The organism is Variovorax sp. LjRoot175 (genome assembly GCF_964253805.1).
Taxonomy (GTDB): Bacteria; Pseudomonadota; Gammaproteobacteria; order Burkholderiales; family Burkholderiaceae_C; genus Variovorax.
The window spans coordinates 1342059-1355000 of record NZ_CAXURY020000001.1 but is presented as its reverse complement, the minus strand read 5'-3'; the positions used below and the strand labels follow the sequence as shown (position 1 = coordinate 1355000).

Genomic DNA, 12942 nt, shown 5'->3' with positions numbered 1-12942 from the left:
CCAGTGCGGCCTCGGTTCGGCTGGCCGGACGCCGCATGAGTGCAGCCGCCACATCGGGCCGCGGACCCGGCAGATTGCGTGCGCCGCTCGAACTCATGATGCTGACCAGGCTGGTCATGCGCTGCGGCGCGGAGGCCGCCAGCCGCTGGGCAATCATCCCGCCCATCGACGCCCCCACCACGTGGGCGCGGCGGATGCCCAGCGCATCGAGCACGCCCAGCCCATCGTTCGCCATGTCCTGCAAGGTGTAGGCAGAGTGCACCGGCAGGCCGATGCGCTGCCGCACGCTCTGCCAGACCAGGTTGCCGGTGCCTGCCTCATCGAAGGTCTGGCTCAGGCCGATGTCTCGGTTGTCGTAGCGCACGACCCGGAAGCCGGCATCGGCCAGCGCCTGCACGAAGGCGTCCGGCCAGGCGATGAGCTGCATGCCCAAGCCCATGATCAGAAGAATCACCGGGCGTCCAGCGCCGCCGCTGTCTTCGACCTCGATCTGGATGCCGTTGGCTGTCAGTTTCATAACGTCGTCGACAACCCGCAGGAGCGCCGCGGGCTCTGGTGAGCTAGATGAATTCGCGCTCTCGCAACCATTTGGTCGCGACCCACTTCTCGCCCGCGAGCACCGGGGCCCCGCCATGCAGCGTACGCGTCGCAGGATCGGGGCGCTCGTAGCTGAAGAAGACGCCGGTGCCGCGCTTGGGCGCGACTTCGAGCCCGACGTCCGGAAAGGTGGTGGCGCCGCCCAGTTCAGGCTCCTGCAGGTACATCACGAGCGTCGCGACGCGCTGGCCACCACGCCGCAGGATGGTCGGCGTGCCGGGCTCCGCGGGATCGAAGTAGTCGTAGTGCGGCCGGTATTGCGCGCCGGGGCTGTAGCGCAGGATCTGCAAGCCCTCGCCGAACTCGAGCGGCCAGTTGAGCAACTTCGCGATGCGCTGCTCGAGCCGAGCGACGAAAACGTTCTCGCCGCGCTCGAAGAACATGCCGTCGCTGGTGCGATCGACGTTGAGCGCCTCGCCGCCGGTCTGGGTCTCGACGGTGAGGGAACGCGCGAGCCGCAGCCGCGCGGCCGCGATGAGGCCCTCGCATTCCTCGTCGGAGACCAGGTCACCGAACACCACCACGCGCGGATGGAGCATGGTCTGGAGCACCTGGACACGGCGATCGCCGGTGTCGATATACAGCGGCGAGGTCGACAGGTCCGGCCCCGGCATCGCGGTGCGCGGCGGCGCGACGGCCGCCGCGCCTGCAGCCTGCGCCTCGACCTCGGCCAGCGCGGCGTCCGCCACCTCGCTATGCCAGCCGGCATCGCGCATTGAAGCCCGCAGGCTGGGTACCGAATGCCCCGCGGCGAGCTGCGCGACGACCCACTCGCGCAGCTCGGGACTGATCGCCTGCCCAAGACTCATGCCGCTTTCCTCCTGAATACGAAGCGCTCGGGCAGCGATACCCCGGCGTCGAAGGCATAGCCCTCGAGATCGAACTTCTCCAGCACCTTGGGCGTGGCCGCCCTGTGCAGCACGGCCCAGCGCGCCATCAGGCCGCGGGCGCGCTTGGCGAAGAAGCTGATGACCTTGTACTTGCCGTTCTTCCACTCCTCGAACACGCACTCGATCACCCGAGCCCTCAGCACCTTCTGGTCGACCGACCTGAAGTACTCCTGCGAAGCCAGGTTGATCACGACCGGCGTGCGGTCCGCCTGGAGGCGCTCGTTCAAGTAGCCGGCGATGCGCGAGTTCCAGAAAGCATAGAGGTCCTTGCCATGGCCATTGGCCAGTTGCGTGCCCATCTCGAGCCGGTAGGGCTGCAGCCGATCCAGAGGCCGGAGCACGCCGTAGAGGCCGCTCAGGATGCACACATGATCCTGCGCCCAGGCGAGCTGCTCTGTGCTGAGGGTCTTGGCGTCGAGCCCGCCATAGACATCGCCGTCGAAAGCCAGCGCGGCCTGCTTCGCGTTCTTCTCCGTCCCCTTGGAAGCCCAGGCCGCATAGCGAGCCACGTTGAGCGCAGACAGCTTGTCCGACAGGTGCATGAGTTCGGCGATCTGCTGCGGCGACTTCTGCCGCAGGAGCTTGATCAGCTCGGCGGCCGGGCCGCGCGGCCCTTCGAAACGAGGCTGAGTGGCGGGCAGCGCATCGGGTACCGGGGTGTCGTAGTCGAGCGACTTGGCAGGCGAGATCAAAAACAGCATCTCCGAATTATCTTCGGGCCCGGACGGACTGCTCTCGAAGCGGTAGAGTCCGCCCTGCTTCCAACCCCACTCCCAGGAGATCTGCGATGAAGGCTGCCTCCCTTCTGCGAACCAGCGCTTTCGTTCTTGTCGCCGCCTGCGCGGCCACCGCACTGTGGACACCCACCGCGACGTATGCGGCGGCACCCCTTGCCAAGGAAACCGCGCCGGCCTTCTACCGGCTGATGGTCGGCGACTTCGAGGTCACGGCCCTGTCCGACGGAACGGTGGCGTTGCCGGTGGACCAGCTGCTGACGCGCACTACGCCCGAGCAGGTGAAGAAGACGCTGGCCAGGTCTTATCTCCAGAGCCCGCTCGAAACCTCGGTGAACGGCTATCTGATCAACACCGGCGAGAAGCTGGTGCTGATCGACACCGGCGCCGGCGGCCTGTTCGGTCCGACGCTGGGCCGCCTCGCGGCCAGCCTCAAGGCGGCGGGCTACCAGCCCGAGCAGGTGGACGAGATCTACATCACCCACCTGCATCCGGACCACGTGGGCGGCCTGGCAGCAGGCGACAAGCCAGCCTTTCCCAATGCCACGGTGCGAGCCGACCAGCGCGACGCCGATTTCTGGCTCAGCCAGGCGAACATGGACAAGGCGCCGGCCGACTCGAAGGGCTTCTTCCAGGGCGCGGTGGCTTCGCTCAATCCCTACATCGCAGCCGGCAAGTTCAAGCCCTTCGACGGCGACACCGATCTGGTGCCCGGCATCAAGGCCAAGGCGGCACGTGGACACACGCCGGGCCACAGCATCTTCGTCGCCGAAAGCAAGGGCCAGAAGATGGTGTTCTGGGGCGACCTGATGCACGTGGCCGCCGTCCAGTTCGAGAATCCATCCATCACCATCCAGTTCGACACCGACTCCCGGCCGGCGGCCGTGCAGCGCAGAAGGGCCTATACAGAAGCTGCCATGCAGGGTTACCTGGTGGGAGGCGCGCACATCTCCTTCCCCGGCGTCGGCCGGCTGCGCTCGCAGGGCAGCGGCTACGTCTGGCTGCCGGTGAACTACGTGCCCACGCGTTGAACACGGCGCGCGCCGCAGTCGAATAAAATCCTTCGCTCATCCACCCCCACCAGCGGCATCCTGCGGGATGCCGCTCGTCTTTGCACCGCCATGAGCGACACCTTGTCCCAACCCGGCCTCGAGAGCCTTTCCAAATCCTTCGAACCTGCCGCCCTCGAGGCGCACTGGGGTCCCGAGTGGGAGCGGCGCGGCTACGCGGTCGCGGGCTTTCGCGGCACCGGGCAACCAAAGGACGACGTGCCCTCCTTTGCGATCCAGCTGCCGCCGCCGAACGTGACCGGCACGCTGCACATGGGCCATGCGTTCAACCAGACGATCATGGACAGCCTCGCGCGCTACCACCGCATGAAGGGCGACAACACGCTGTGGGTGCCAGGCACCGACCACGCGGGCATCGCGACCCAGATCGTGGTCGAGCGCCAGCTGCAGGAACAGAAGATCAGCCGCCACGACCTGGGCCGCAAGAACTTCGTCGCCCGCGTGTGGGAGTGGAAAGAGCAGTCGGGCAACACCATCACCAACCAGATGCGCCGCATGGGCGACACGGTCGATTGGAGCCGCGAGTACTTCACGATGGACGAGAAGCTCTCGAAGGTCGTCACGCAAACCTTCGTGCAGCTCTATGAAGAAGGCCTGGTCTATCGCGGCAAGCGGCTGGTGAACTGGGACCCTGTGCTCAAGACCGCGGTGAGCGACCTCGAGGTCGAGAGCGAAGAGGAAGACGGCTTCCTCTGGCATATCGCCTATCCGCTCGAAGACGGCTCGGGCTCACTCACCGTGGCGACCACGCGGCCCGAGACCATGCTCGGCGACGTCGCCGTGATGGTCCATCCCGAGGACGAACGCTACAAGCAACTGATCGGCCGGCGCGTCAAGCTGCCGCTGGTGGACCGCCTGATCCCGGTGATCGCCGACGACTACGTCGACAAGGAATTCGGCACCGGCGTGGTCAAGGTCACGCCCGCGCACGACCACAACGACTACGCCGTGGGCCAGCGCCACGGCCTGCCGACCATCGGCGTGCTGACGCTGGACGCCACGATCAACGACAACGCGCCCGAAAAGTACTGCGGGCTCGATCGCTTCGTGGCGCGCAAGGCGGTGGTGGCCGACCTCGAGGCGCTCGGCCTCCTGATCGAAACCAAGAAGCACAAGCTCATGGTGCCGCGTTGCGCACGCACGGGTGCCGTGGTCGAGCCGATGCTGACCGACCAGTGGTTTGTCGCGATGACCAAGCCCGACGCCGGCGGTCAGTCGATCGCGCAGAAAGCCATCGACGCGGTGCGCTCGGGCGAAGTGAGCTTCGTGCCCGAGAACTGGGTCAACACCTACAACCATTGGATGGAGAATATCCAGGACTGGACCATCTCGCGCCAGCTCTGGTGGGGACACCAGATCCCGGCCTGGTACGACGAAGAGGGCCGGGTCTACGTGGCCCACGACGAGGCCGAGGCGCAAGCCAAGGCGCCGGGCAAGAAGCTCGTGCGCGACGAAGACGTGCTCGACACCTGGTATTCGTCGGCCCTGGTGCCCTTCTCCTCGCTCGGCTGGCCCGAAAAAACGCAGGACTACGACCTCTACCTGCCTTCGAGCGTGCTGGTCACGGGCTACGACATCATCTTCTTCTGGGTCGCCCGGATGATCATGATGACCAAGCACTTCACCGGCCGGGTGCCTTTCAAGCACGTCTACATCCACGGCCTGGTGCGTGACTCGCACGGCCACAAGATGAGCAAGTCCGAGGGCAACGTGCTCGACCCGGTCGACCTGATCGACGGCATCGCGCTGCCCGAACTGCTGGACAAGCGCACGCAGGGCCTGCGCCGGCCCGAGACCGCACCCGCTGTGCGCAAGAACACGCAAAAGGAATTCCCGGACGGCATCCCGGCCTTCGGCGCCGATGCGCTGCGCTTCACCTTCGCGTCGCTCGCCTCGTTGGGCCGCAACATCAATTTCGACCCCAAGCGCTGCGAGGGCTACCGCAACTTCTGCAACAAGCTCTGGAACGCGACGCGCTTCGTGCTGATGAATTGCGAAGGCCAGGACTGCGGCCTGCGCGAGCACACCAAGGAAGAATGCGCCGTCGGCGGCCCGGCCCACGGCTACCTCCGATTCAGCCAGGCCGACCGCTGGATCAGCTCGCAGCTGCAGCGTGTCGAGGCCGAGGTGGCCAAGGGCTTCGAAGACTATCGGCTCGACAACGTCGCCAACGCGATCTACCAGTTCGCATGGGACGAGTTCTGCGACTGGTACCTCGAGATCGCCAAGGTGCAGATCCAGCAGGGCGACGATGCGCAGAAGCGCGCCACGCGCCGCACGCTGATCCGCACGCTCGAAACGCTGCTGCGCCTGGCGCACCCGGTCATTCCCTTCATCACCGAGGAGCTCTGGCAGAAGGTGGCCCCAGTGGCCGGCCGCGGAGGCGAATCGGTCATGATCGCGGCCTATCCGAAGAGCCAGCCCGAGAAGATCGACGAAGCGGCCGAGGCCCACGTCGCGCGGCTCAAGTCGCTGGTCGATGCATGCCGCACGCTGCGCGGCGAGATGAACGTGTCGCCCGCCACCCGGCTGCCGCTCTACGCCGTGGCCGACGATGCGACAAGCAGCGCCTTCCTGCGCGATACCGCACCGGTGCTGCAGGCGCTGGCCAAGCTCAAGGAAGTGAAGGTCTTCGACGACGCGGCCGACTGGGCAGCGGCCGCCGAAGCGGCGCCGGTGGCGGTGGTCGGCGGCGTACGCATCTGCCTGCACATGGAAATCGACAAGGCCGCGGAGAAGGCGCGCATCGGCAAGGAGATCGCGCGCATCGAAGGCGAGATCGCCAAGGTCAACGCGAAGCTCAGCAACGAAGCCTTCGTCGCCAAGGCGCCGCCCGCGGTGATCGAGCAGGAGCGCAAGCGGCTCGCGGACTTCAGCGCCACGCTCGAACGGCTGCGCGACCAGCTTGTGCGCCTCGGCTGACAGACGCTCGACATCGGAGAGCTTTAGTATTCGGGTTCGGCGCCGAGGCGCCGCCCTCCTCCGATCCATCTTCCCCGATCAGACGCAAAGCCCATGTCCACTTCACCAGCGCGCATTCGCAAGGCCGTGTTTCCCGTCGCAGGCTTCGGCACCCGTTTTCTGCCAGCCACCAAGGCGCAGCCCAAGGAAATGCTGCCGGTGGTGGACAAGCCGCTGATCCAGTACGCGGTGGAAGAAGCCTACGCCGCCGGCATTCGCGACATGATCTTCGTCACCGGGCGCAACAAGCGCGCGATCGAGGATCACTACGACACCGCCTACGAGCTCGAAAGCCAACTCGAGGCCAGCAACAAGCTCGCGCTGCTCAAGATTGCACGTTCGGTGATGCCGGACGACATGACATGCTCCTATGTGCGCCAGCCCCGCATGCTGGGTCTGGGGCACGCCGTGCTGTGCGCCGAACACCTGGTCGGCGACGAACCCTTCGCAGTGCTGCTGGCCGATGACCTGATGGTCGGCCCCGAGAACGGCGAGCCCGTGCTGGCGCAGATGACGCGCGCCTTCGGCAGGCTCGGCGGCTCGTTGCTGGCGGTGCAGGAAGTGCCGCTCGAACACGTCAAGCGCTACGGTATCGTGGCCGGCGACACGGTCGAGGAAGGCTTGGTCAAGGTCAACCGCATGGTCGAGAAACCGCAGCCGGAGGACGCGCCCTCGCGCCTCGGCGTGGCGGGCCGCTACATCCTGACGCCGGGCGTGTTCGAGGAGATCCGCAACCAGCCCAAGGGCGCCGGCGGCGAGATCCAACTGACCGACGGCATCGCCGCGCTCATGAAGAAGGAATCGGTCTACGCCTATGCCTACCAGGGTGTGCGCTACGACTGCGGCAGCAAGGAAGGCTTCCTGCAGGCCACCGTCGAGCTCGCGCTCGCGCACCCGGAAGTCGGCGGCGAATTCCGCGCCTACCTCAAGAGCCTGGAGCTCTAGGCGGATTCGTCAGCGCCAGCGGCTCGAGGAAGCTGGCCAGCTCCTCGTCGGCTATCGGCGTCAGCGGCAGACCGAAAACGTCCTGCAGGCGCGCCACGAGGGCTTGCGCCCACAAGGCGTTCCACACCAGCCCCGAATGGCGATCTGCCAGCAGGGCGTTGCGGGGATCATCGCCAATCGTGTTCGTCACGTGCAGCGTCGAACCGATCGCCACCGTCTTGTAGTCCGGCTTGCCATCGGCGCTGCGTGATCCCCAGTGGGCCTGGAACCACGCGAGATCGTCGAAATAAGCCAGGCGCGGGTCGCTGTCGGCCAGCCGGCGGATGGCGGCATTGAAGCCGTCGAGCGCAGTCCCGATGTTCGTGGTTTCGGCTGCCGACTGCCATCGATCGAAGTTGGCGGGATCGTCCGCTTCGTTGCCGATGCCCACCAGCAGGATGCGCGTCGAAGGGTGCGAAGCATGGATCAACGCGACCGCCGCGCCGATCTCGTCGGCGCAATAGGCCGTGGCGGCACGCAGTTCAGGCGCGGACGGGTCGCGCGCCTGGAGATCCAGCAGGCCGCCCCAGTTGTTGAGGCCGATGCGGATCACCACCACGCCGCGCATCCAGCGCTCGGGCTCCTCGTCCATCAGTGCGACGAGGCGTGGCGCCTGGCGAAACCGGCCGCCCATGAGGTTCTTGCAGGCCGCCCCGGAGTTCGCGAAGTTGTAGAAATAGTCCTCCTTCTTCGGCGCCCGGCCGCCGCGCAGGCCCAGCCACTCGCGCGCCTGGGCCACGACGCCGGGCCGGCCCCAGAGAACCCACGGCCCGAGGTCCAGCTGCTGCCCGCGCAGGCGCGCGAGCACCTCGGTCCACTGGAAGGTGCGCGAACGCCATGCGCCGCCGCGCTCGGTCGTATCAGCGGGAAACCAGGCATGGTCCTGGTAGGAGTGGCTGTTCGAATCGCCCAGCACCGCGAGCGGGATCGCCTCGGAAGACAGGGGACGATGCGGGGGATCGGGCGGCATGCCGTCGCTCCAGAGGGTCAACGTGAGCAGCGCGGCCGCGACGAGCAGCGCAAGCGCCAGGACGGCAATGCGGGCGCTGCGCTTCACGGCGGCACCGTCAGCGGCGGCGCAGCACGTGGATGAAATCGGTGCCGACGGTCTGCTGCTCGACCAGGTCGTTGCCGGTCTGGCGCGCAAAAGCCTGGAAATCGCGCACCGAGCCCGGATCCGTGGACACCACCTTCAGCAACTGGCCGCTCTGCATCTCGTTGAGCGATTTCTTGGCCTTCAGGATGGGCAGCGGACAGTTGAGTCCGCGGGTGTCGATTTCTTTGTGGATGTCCATCGCCTTGTCCTGTCCTTGAAGCTGCGTCGATTCTAGGCAGCTCATTCGGCCACGGGGGTTGCCGGCCGCGGCCAGTCCATGAACTGGGGTTCGTGTCCGCGCGTGCGCAGCCAGTCGGCCAGCGCGTAGCCGGTGCCGGCCGGCCAGCACTTGAGGGTGCCGAGTTCGTAGAGCCGGTAATCGACCAGTTCCGGCGACAGGCGCACCTCGCCATCGGCCACCGCGTGGTAGGCAATGATCACCTGATTCATGCGCTGGAAGTCGTACACGCCGACCAGGTTCAGCGCGCTGGCGTCGAGGTTCGTCTCTTCCTTGATCTCGCGCGCGATGCCCTCCTGCGGCGTCTCGCCGGCCTCCATGAAGCCTGTGATCAGCGCATACATCTTGTGCGGCCACGCGGCATTGCGCGCCAGCAGCACCTGGCCGCGGTACTCGATGATCGCGGCCAGCACCGGCGTCGGGTTGTTCCAGTGGGTCCAGCCGCAGGACGGGCAGCGCAGGCGCGACTTCGGCCCGCCGTCCTCGGCCAGTTCGATGTGCGCCAGCGGCGTGGCGCAGGCCGGGCAGAACTTGTGCTCGGACATGGCGCGTTCAGGCGGGAAACACGCCGGTGGAGAGGTAGCGGTCGCCGCGGTCGCAGACCACGAAGACGATGGTCGCGTTCTCGACCGTCCTGGCGATCTCCAGCGCCACCCACAGCGCCCCGGCGGACGAAATGCCCGCGAAGATGCCCTCCTCGCGCGCGAGCCGGCGGCACATCTCCTCGGCATTGTCCTGGCTCACGTGGACCAGCTGGTCGACGCGGCTGGGCTCGTAGATCTTGGGCAGGTACTCCTCCGGCCACTTGCGGATGCCCGGGATGCGCGAGCCTTCCTCGGGCTGCGCGCCGATGATGCGTACTTCGCGGTTCTTCTCCTTCAGGAAGTGCGAGACGCCGGTGATGGTGCCGGTAGTCCCCATCGCACTCACGAAGTGCGTGATGCGTCCGCCCGTGTCGGCCCAGACCTCGGGGCCCGTGGTCTCGTAGTGGATGCGCGGGTTGTCGGGGTTGGCGAACTGGTCGAGCACGCGGCCCTTGCCCTGCGCCACCATCTGCTCAGCCAGGTCGCGCGCGTATTCCATGCCGCCGCTCTTCGGCGTCAGAACGAGTTCGGCGCCGAAGGCCTTCATGGTCTGCGCGCGTTCGACCGACAGGTCCTCCGGCATGATCAGCACCATGCGGTAGCCCTTGATGGCCGCCGCCATCGCGAGCGCGATGCCGGTGTTGCCCGAGGTCGCCTCGATCAGCGTGTCGCCGGGCTTGATCTCGCCGCGCTCCTCGGCCCGCTTGATCATCGAAAGCGCCGGCCGGTCCTTGACCGAGCCGGCCGGGTTGTTGCCTTCGAGCTTGGCCAGGATCACGTTGCCGCGCTTCGCGTTGGCGGCCGCGTCGATGCGCTGCAGCGCGACCAGCGGCGTCTTGCCGATCGCGTCTTCAATCGTCGGATATTGCATGGAAGGCACTGTGCCATAATTTTGAGCTGCCTTCCTTCCGTGCCCGGGTGGTGAAATTGGTAGACGCAGGGGACTCAAAATCCCCCACCGAAAGGTGTGCCGGTTCGATTCCGGCCCCGGGCACCATGGCTTCTCGCCATGCATCTCATTCGTGGACCCGGCAGAGACATTCGCGCACGCGTGTCAGCCGCAGCCGACGCCCGCAGACCGGATGAATCCGGACAAGACATCCGCACCGGGGCCGACGAGGCGGTCAGCCGCGGGCTGCTGGCTTCCAGGGCCGTGAACGCCTATACCTTCAAGCATTGGAGGCGCGCCATGGACAAGATCATTCTGGATTCGGCAGGAGTGGGTTGGGGCTACGAATGCCTCGGGCTGAATGGCTCGAGGATCTTCACCAACAGCCAGGCCGAAGCCCACTTCTGGCATTCGCTCGGTTATGTGGTGCTTCACTATTCGCATTGGGCGACGTGAGCCATCGCATCGGGAATGCATAAAGAGAAAGCCATGCTCATCGTCATGACAAGAATCCCTTCCGTGCAGGATCCTCGCATCGTGATTGCGTGCATCCGCGCATGCGTCTGGGCCGGCGTCGAGGGCCGGCCGTTCTGCATGCTGCGGTGAATCGGCGCTTGCCTCTTCCGACTTCAATCGTCCCGATCGTCCCAATCCCGACGGTGGTGATGACGGTACCCGTGGCGGTAGCCGGGGCCGTAGTACACCGGCGCGGGCGGCCCGTAATACACGGGTGCGGGACGGTAGTACGCAGGCGGGGGCGGACGGTAATACACAGGCGGCGCGGGCTGGTAATAGACCGGTGCGGGGCGCGAATAGACGGGGGCGGGTTCGTAGTAAACCGGACCAGGTTCGGCCACGCCGATGGCCAAGCCTGGTGCATTGACACCCACTGACCAGCTCACACCCGCATTGGCCGAAGCTGCGGCGAAGAGCGCCGCGGCTGCCACGGCACCGGCCGCGGCGTACTTGAAGAAGACAGAACGGTTGAGGTTCACAAGGACTCCTGAGGACGGGCGAATACCGCCCATGTCCACCAACCAACGCGCCAACCGCAGCGGAAGTGGACTGTCCCGACGGTGAAGATCGTTGCCAAACGTCACAGCAGGGATTGCGGCGCTCAGCCCGTGTACGGGCCTTTGACTTCGCCCCAGCCCCATTTCGGCATCGGCGCATGCGCATCGACCGTGGCGCCCGGTTGCGAATTGATGACGGCCAGGCGCGAGCCCCATTCCAGGTAGCCGACCAGCGCGGATCGGAATTCGGGGTCGTCGGGCATGCCCAGTTCGTCGGCCGTTTCCAGCAGCAGGCTCACCCAGCGGCGCCGCTGGGCCTGCGTGAGATGGCGGCCCAAGTGCTGCCGGATCATGTGCGGATGGCCTCCGTGCCGTTCGGAATACGAGGTCGGCCCGCCGAGCACCTCCGCCAGGAAGGCCGCGACATGCGAAGGATGGTCCGCCCCCATGTGCGCGAACACAGGTCCGAGCAGTTCGTCGCCACGCACCTGCTCGTAGAAGCGCGTCGTCAGGCGGTTCAGGGCATCGATGCCGCCGAGCCATTCGTAGAGGCTTGGAATTCCTTGATCCGGCATGTCCGTGTTCCGAAAAAATTCAAAGATGAATGACGCCGAGCCGGGCCGCCTGCGTGACGGCGTCGGTGCGGCCCGTGGCATCGAGCTTGTCGATCAGCGAACCGACATGGAATTTTGCCGTGTGCACCGAGATGCCCAGACGCCGCGCGATGGCCTTGTTGGAGGCGCCTTCAGCCACCAGGGCCAGCACCTCGAGTTCGCGCGGGGTCAACACCGAATCCACTGCCTCGTCGTGCTCCACCGCCTCGGAAGGATGGACCAGTACGACATCGGCGGCCTCTCCGCGCTCGGCCAGGCGCAGGTCCGGCGCGGCTGCCAGGGCGGCAGCGAGCCGTTGCGCCAACTCGGCGTCGTCGATCTCGATCGCGACCACGATCGGTTTCATCGCGCGGCTTTCGTTCAATCGGCTGGCCTTTCGCCCACGGTGAGTTGGACTTCGACCGGCTCGCCCGCGCGCTGGAGCGACAGCGTGAGGACCGAGCCTACGCTCGCTGGACCGAGTGCGCGCAGCAGCAGTTGCACGCTGCGGATAGGCTCGCCGTTCACGGCCACGATGATGTCGCCCTGATGGATGCCGGCCGCCGCACCGGGCCCCTGCTCCGCCACGCCCATGACCATCGCGCCGACGCTGGCGTGACTCACCTTCACCGGCTGCAGGCTCAGGCCAAGATAGCCGCGCGGCATGCGGCCATGGGCCGCGAGCTGCGCAGCCACGCGCTCGATGGTCGGCGCTGGAATGACCAGCACGCGCCGCCGCGGGCCGAACACCGACATGCCGATGACGCCGCCCTTCGCATTGAGCACCACGCCGCCTTCGGCGCTGGGCCGCAAGCGCAGGTCGAGCTCGATCCTGGCGTCGATCTCGCCGCCACGCAGGCTGCGCCAGCCCGGGCCGGCCAGCGAGACGATGCCACTCGCGCAAAGCGGCACGCCTTCACGCGAACCGATTGCGAGCACGAACTCGCCGGCGCGCGTCGTTGAATTGTCGAGCATCAACTGCGGAGCTTCCGCACCTTCGAAGCGAAGCAGCGCGATGTCGGTGGTGGGGTCGCGGCCGGCCACCTTGGCGGCGACGGTCGTGCCGCCGGGCAGCGTGATCTCAACCTCCTCGTCTTCGGGCAGCGCTTCTTCCGAGGAGACGATGCATCCGGGTCGCCAGACGAAACCGCTGGCGCGCGTGCGCCGCGTGTGCACGGCGACCACGCTGCGCGCTGCGTCGGCGACCATGTCGGCCATCGCCGCAGACAGTTGTTCGAGGGGCGGCAAGGAAACAGTGTTCGACATGAAGATCTCCGAAGACGCTTGCATTGT

At 66.6% G+C, this 12942-nt stretch carries 15 protein-coding genes and 1 tRNA gene (1 of these 16 cut by a window edge); 5 read left to right on the top strand and 11 right to left on the bottom strand.

The features are described 5' to 3' along the window. The 3 genes in view from ACSQ89_RS06815 to yaaA are tightly spaced (at most 43 nt apart) and all read right to left on the bottom strand, a layout consistent with a single transcriptional unit that may run on beyond the window. A protein-coding gene (locus ACSQ89_RS06815; RefSeq protein WP_093108905.1) for an alpha/beta fold hydrolase crosses the window boundary here: on the bottom strand, window positions 1–517 show its 5' portion. The gene continues 377 nt to the left of window position 1, outside the view; only the first 517 of its 894 coding nucleotides appear in the window; its start codon is at window positions 515–517; its stop codon lies off the left edge, out of view. 43 nt (window positions 518–560) lie between these two features. After that, window positions 561–1406: a 2OG-Fe(II) oxygenase gene (locus tag ACSQ89_RS06810; RefSeq protein ID WP_093108906.1), complete on the bottom strand. Its 846-nt coding sequence runs from the start codon at window positions 1404–1406 to the stop codon at window positions 561–563. Next, a complete protein-coding gene (yaaA, locus tag ACSQ89_RS06805; protein ID WP_093108907.1) occupies window positions 1403–2188 on the bottom strand; it encodes a peroxide stress protein YaaA in 786 nt (261 codons plus the stop codon). The genes ACSQ89_RS06810 and yaaA overlap by 4 nt, the downstream gene beginning before the upstream one ends. 86 nt (window positions 2189–2274) lie before the next feature. Between yaaA and ACSQ89_RS06800 the strand changes: the two genes are divergently transcribed. The 3 genes from ACSQ89_RS06800 to galU all read left to right on the top strand — a co-directional run bounded on the left by ACSQ89_RS06800 (window position 2275) and on the right by galU (window position 7197). Beyond that, window positions 2275–3252: an MBL fold metallo-hydrolase gene (locus ACSQ89_RS06800; RefSeq protein WP_436293830.1), complete on the top strand. Its 978-nt coding sequence runs from the start codon at window positions 2275–2277 to the stop codon at window positions 3250–3252. Window positions 3253–3342: 90 nt separating this feature from the next. Next, complete coding sequence (locus tag ACSQ89_RS06795) at window positions 3343–6213, top strand: valine--tRNA ligase (protein WP_436296149.1); 2871 nt, start codon at window positions 3343–3345, stop codon at window positions 6211–6213. Window positions 6214–6306: 93 nt separating this feature from the next. Continuing rightward, window positions 6307–7197, top strand: a complete 891-nt coding sequence (galU, locus tag ACSQ89_RS06790) for a UTP--glucose-1-phosphate uridylyltransferase GalU (RefSeq protein ID WP_093108910.1) — start codon at window positions 6307–6309, stop codon at window positions 7195–7197. Here the strand turns inward: galU and ACSQ89_RS06785 are convergent. Genes ACSQ89_RS06785 through cysM form a run of 4 tightly spaced genes read right to left on the bottom strand, consistent with a single transcriptional unit; the run spans window position 7178 to window position 10025 of the window. Further along, a complete protein-coding gene (locus tag ACSQ89_RS06785) occupies window positions 7178–8293 on the bottom strand; it encodes an SGNH/GDSL hydrolase family protein (protein ID WP_436293832.1) in 1116 nt (371 codons plus the stop codon). The genes galU and ACSQ89_RS06785 overlap by 20 nt on opposite strands. Before the next feature lie 10 nt (window positions 8294–8303). Next, complete coding sequence (locus ACSQ89_RS06780; protein WP_093108912.1) at window positions 8304–8531, bottom strand: sulfurtransferase TusA family protein; 228 nt, start codon at window positions 8529–8531, stop codon at window positions 8304–8306. A 41-nt stretch (window positions 8532–8572) separates the two neighbouring features. Further along, window positions 8573–9115 carry an NUDIX hydrolase gene (locus tag ACSQ89_RS06775; RefSeq protein WP_093108913.1) on the bottom strand — a complete coding sequence of 181 codons (543 nt, stop codon included), beginning with the start codon at window positions 9113–9115 and terminating at the stop codon, window positions 8573–8575. Between the two features lie 7 nt (window positions 9116–9122). Beyond that, a complete protein-coding gene (gene cysM, locus ACSQ89_RS06770) occupies window positions 9123–10025 on the bottom strand; it encodes a cysteine synthase CysM (protein WP_093108914.1) in 903 nt (300 codons plus the stop codon). 41 nt (window positions 10026–10066) lie between these two features. On the opposite strand from cysM, the gene ACSQ89_RS06765 reads away from it, so the two are divergent. Then, window positions 10067–10151, top strand: a tRNA-Leu gene (locus tag ACSQ89_RS06765). 12 nt (window positions 10152–10163) lie between these two features. Beyond that, complete coding sequence (locus ACSQ89_RS06760; RefSeq protein WP_139191719.1) at window positions 10164–10499, top strand: hypothetical protein; 336 nt, start codon at window positions 10164–10166, stop codon at window positions 10497–10499. A gap of 173 nt (window positions 10500–10672) precedes the next feature. Here ACSQ89_RS06760 and ACSQ89_RS06755 read toward each other — a convergent pair whose 3' ends face one another. The 4 genes from ACSQ89_RS06755 to ACSQ89_RS06740 all read right to left on the bottom strand — a co-directional run bounded on the left by ACSQ89_RS06755 (window position 10673) and on the right by ACSQ89_RS06740 (window position 12915). Continuing rightward, a complete protein-coding gene (locus ACSQ89_RS06755; protein WP_436293833.1) occupies window positions 10673–11038 on the bottom strand; it encodes a hypothetical protein in 366 nt (121 codons plus the stop codon). Between the two features lie 122 nt (window positions 11039–11160). After that, the gene (locus ACSQ89_RS06750; RefSeq protein WP_093108916.1) at window positions 11161–11631 is read right to left on the bottom strand and encodes a group II truncated hemoglobin; all 471 of its coding nucleotides are present in this window, start codon (window positions 11629–11631) and stop codon (window positions 11161–11163) included. Between the two features lie 19 nt (window positions 11632–11650). Continuing rightward, window positions 11651–12016 carry a response regulator transcription factor gene (locus ACSQ89_RS06745; RefSeq protein WP_436293834.1) on the bottom strand — a complete coding sequence of 122 codons (366 nt, stop codon included), beginning with the start codon at window positions 12014–12016 and terminating at the stop codon, window positions 11651–11653. Between the two features lie 14 nt (window positions 12017–12030). Then, entirely contained in the window at window positions 12031–12915 is an 885-nt protein-coding gene (locus ACSQ89_RS06740) for a S1C family serine protease (protein WP_436293835.1), read from the bottom strand. Between the last annotated feature and the right edge of the window lie 27 nt (window positions 12916–12942).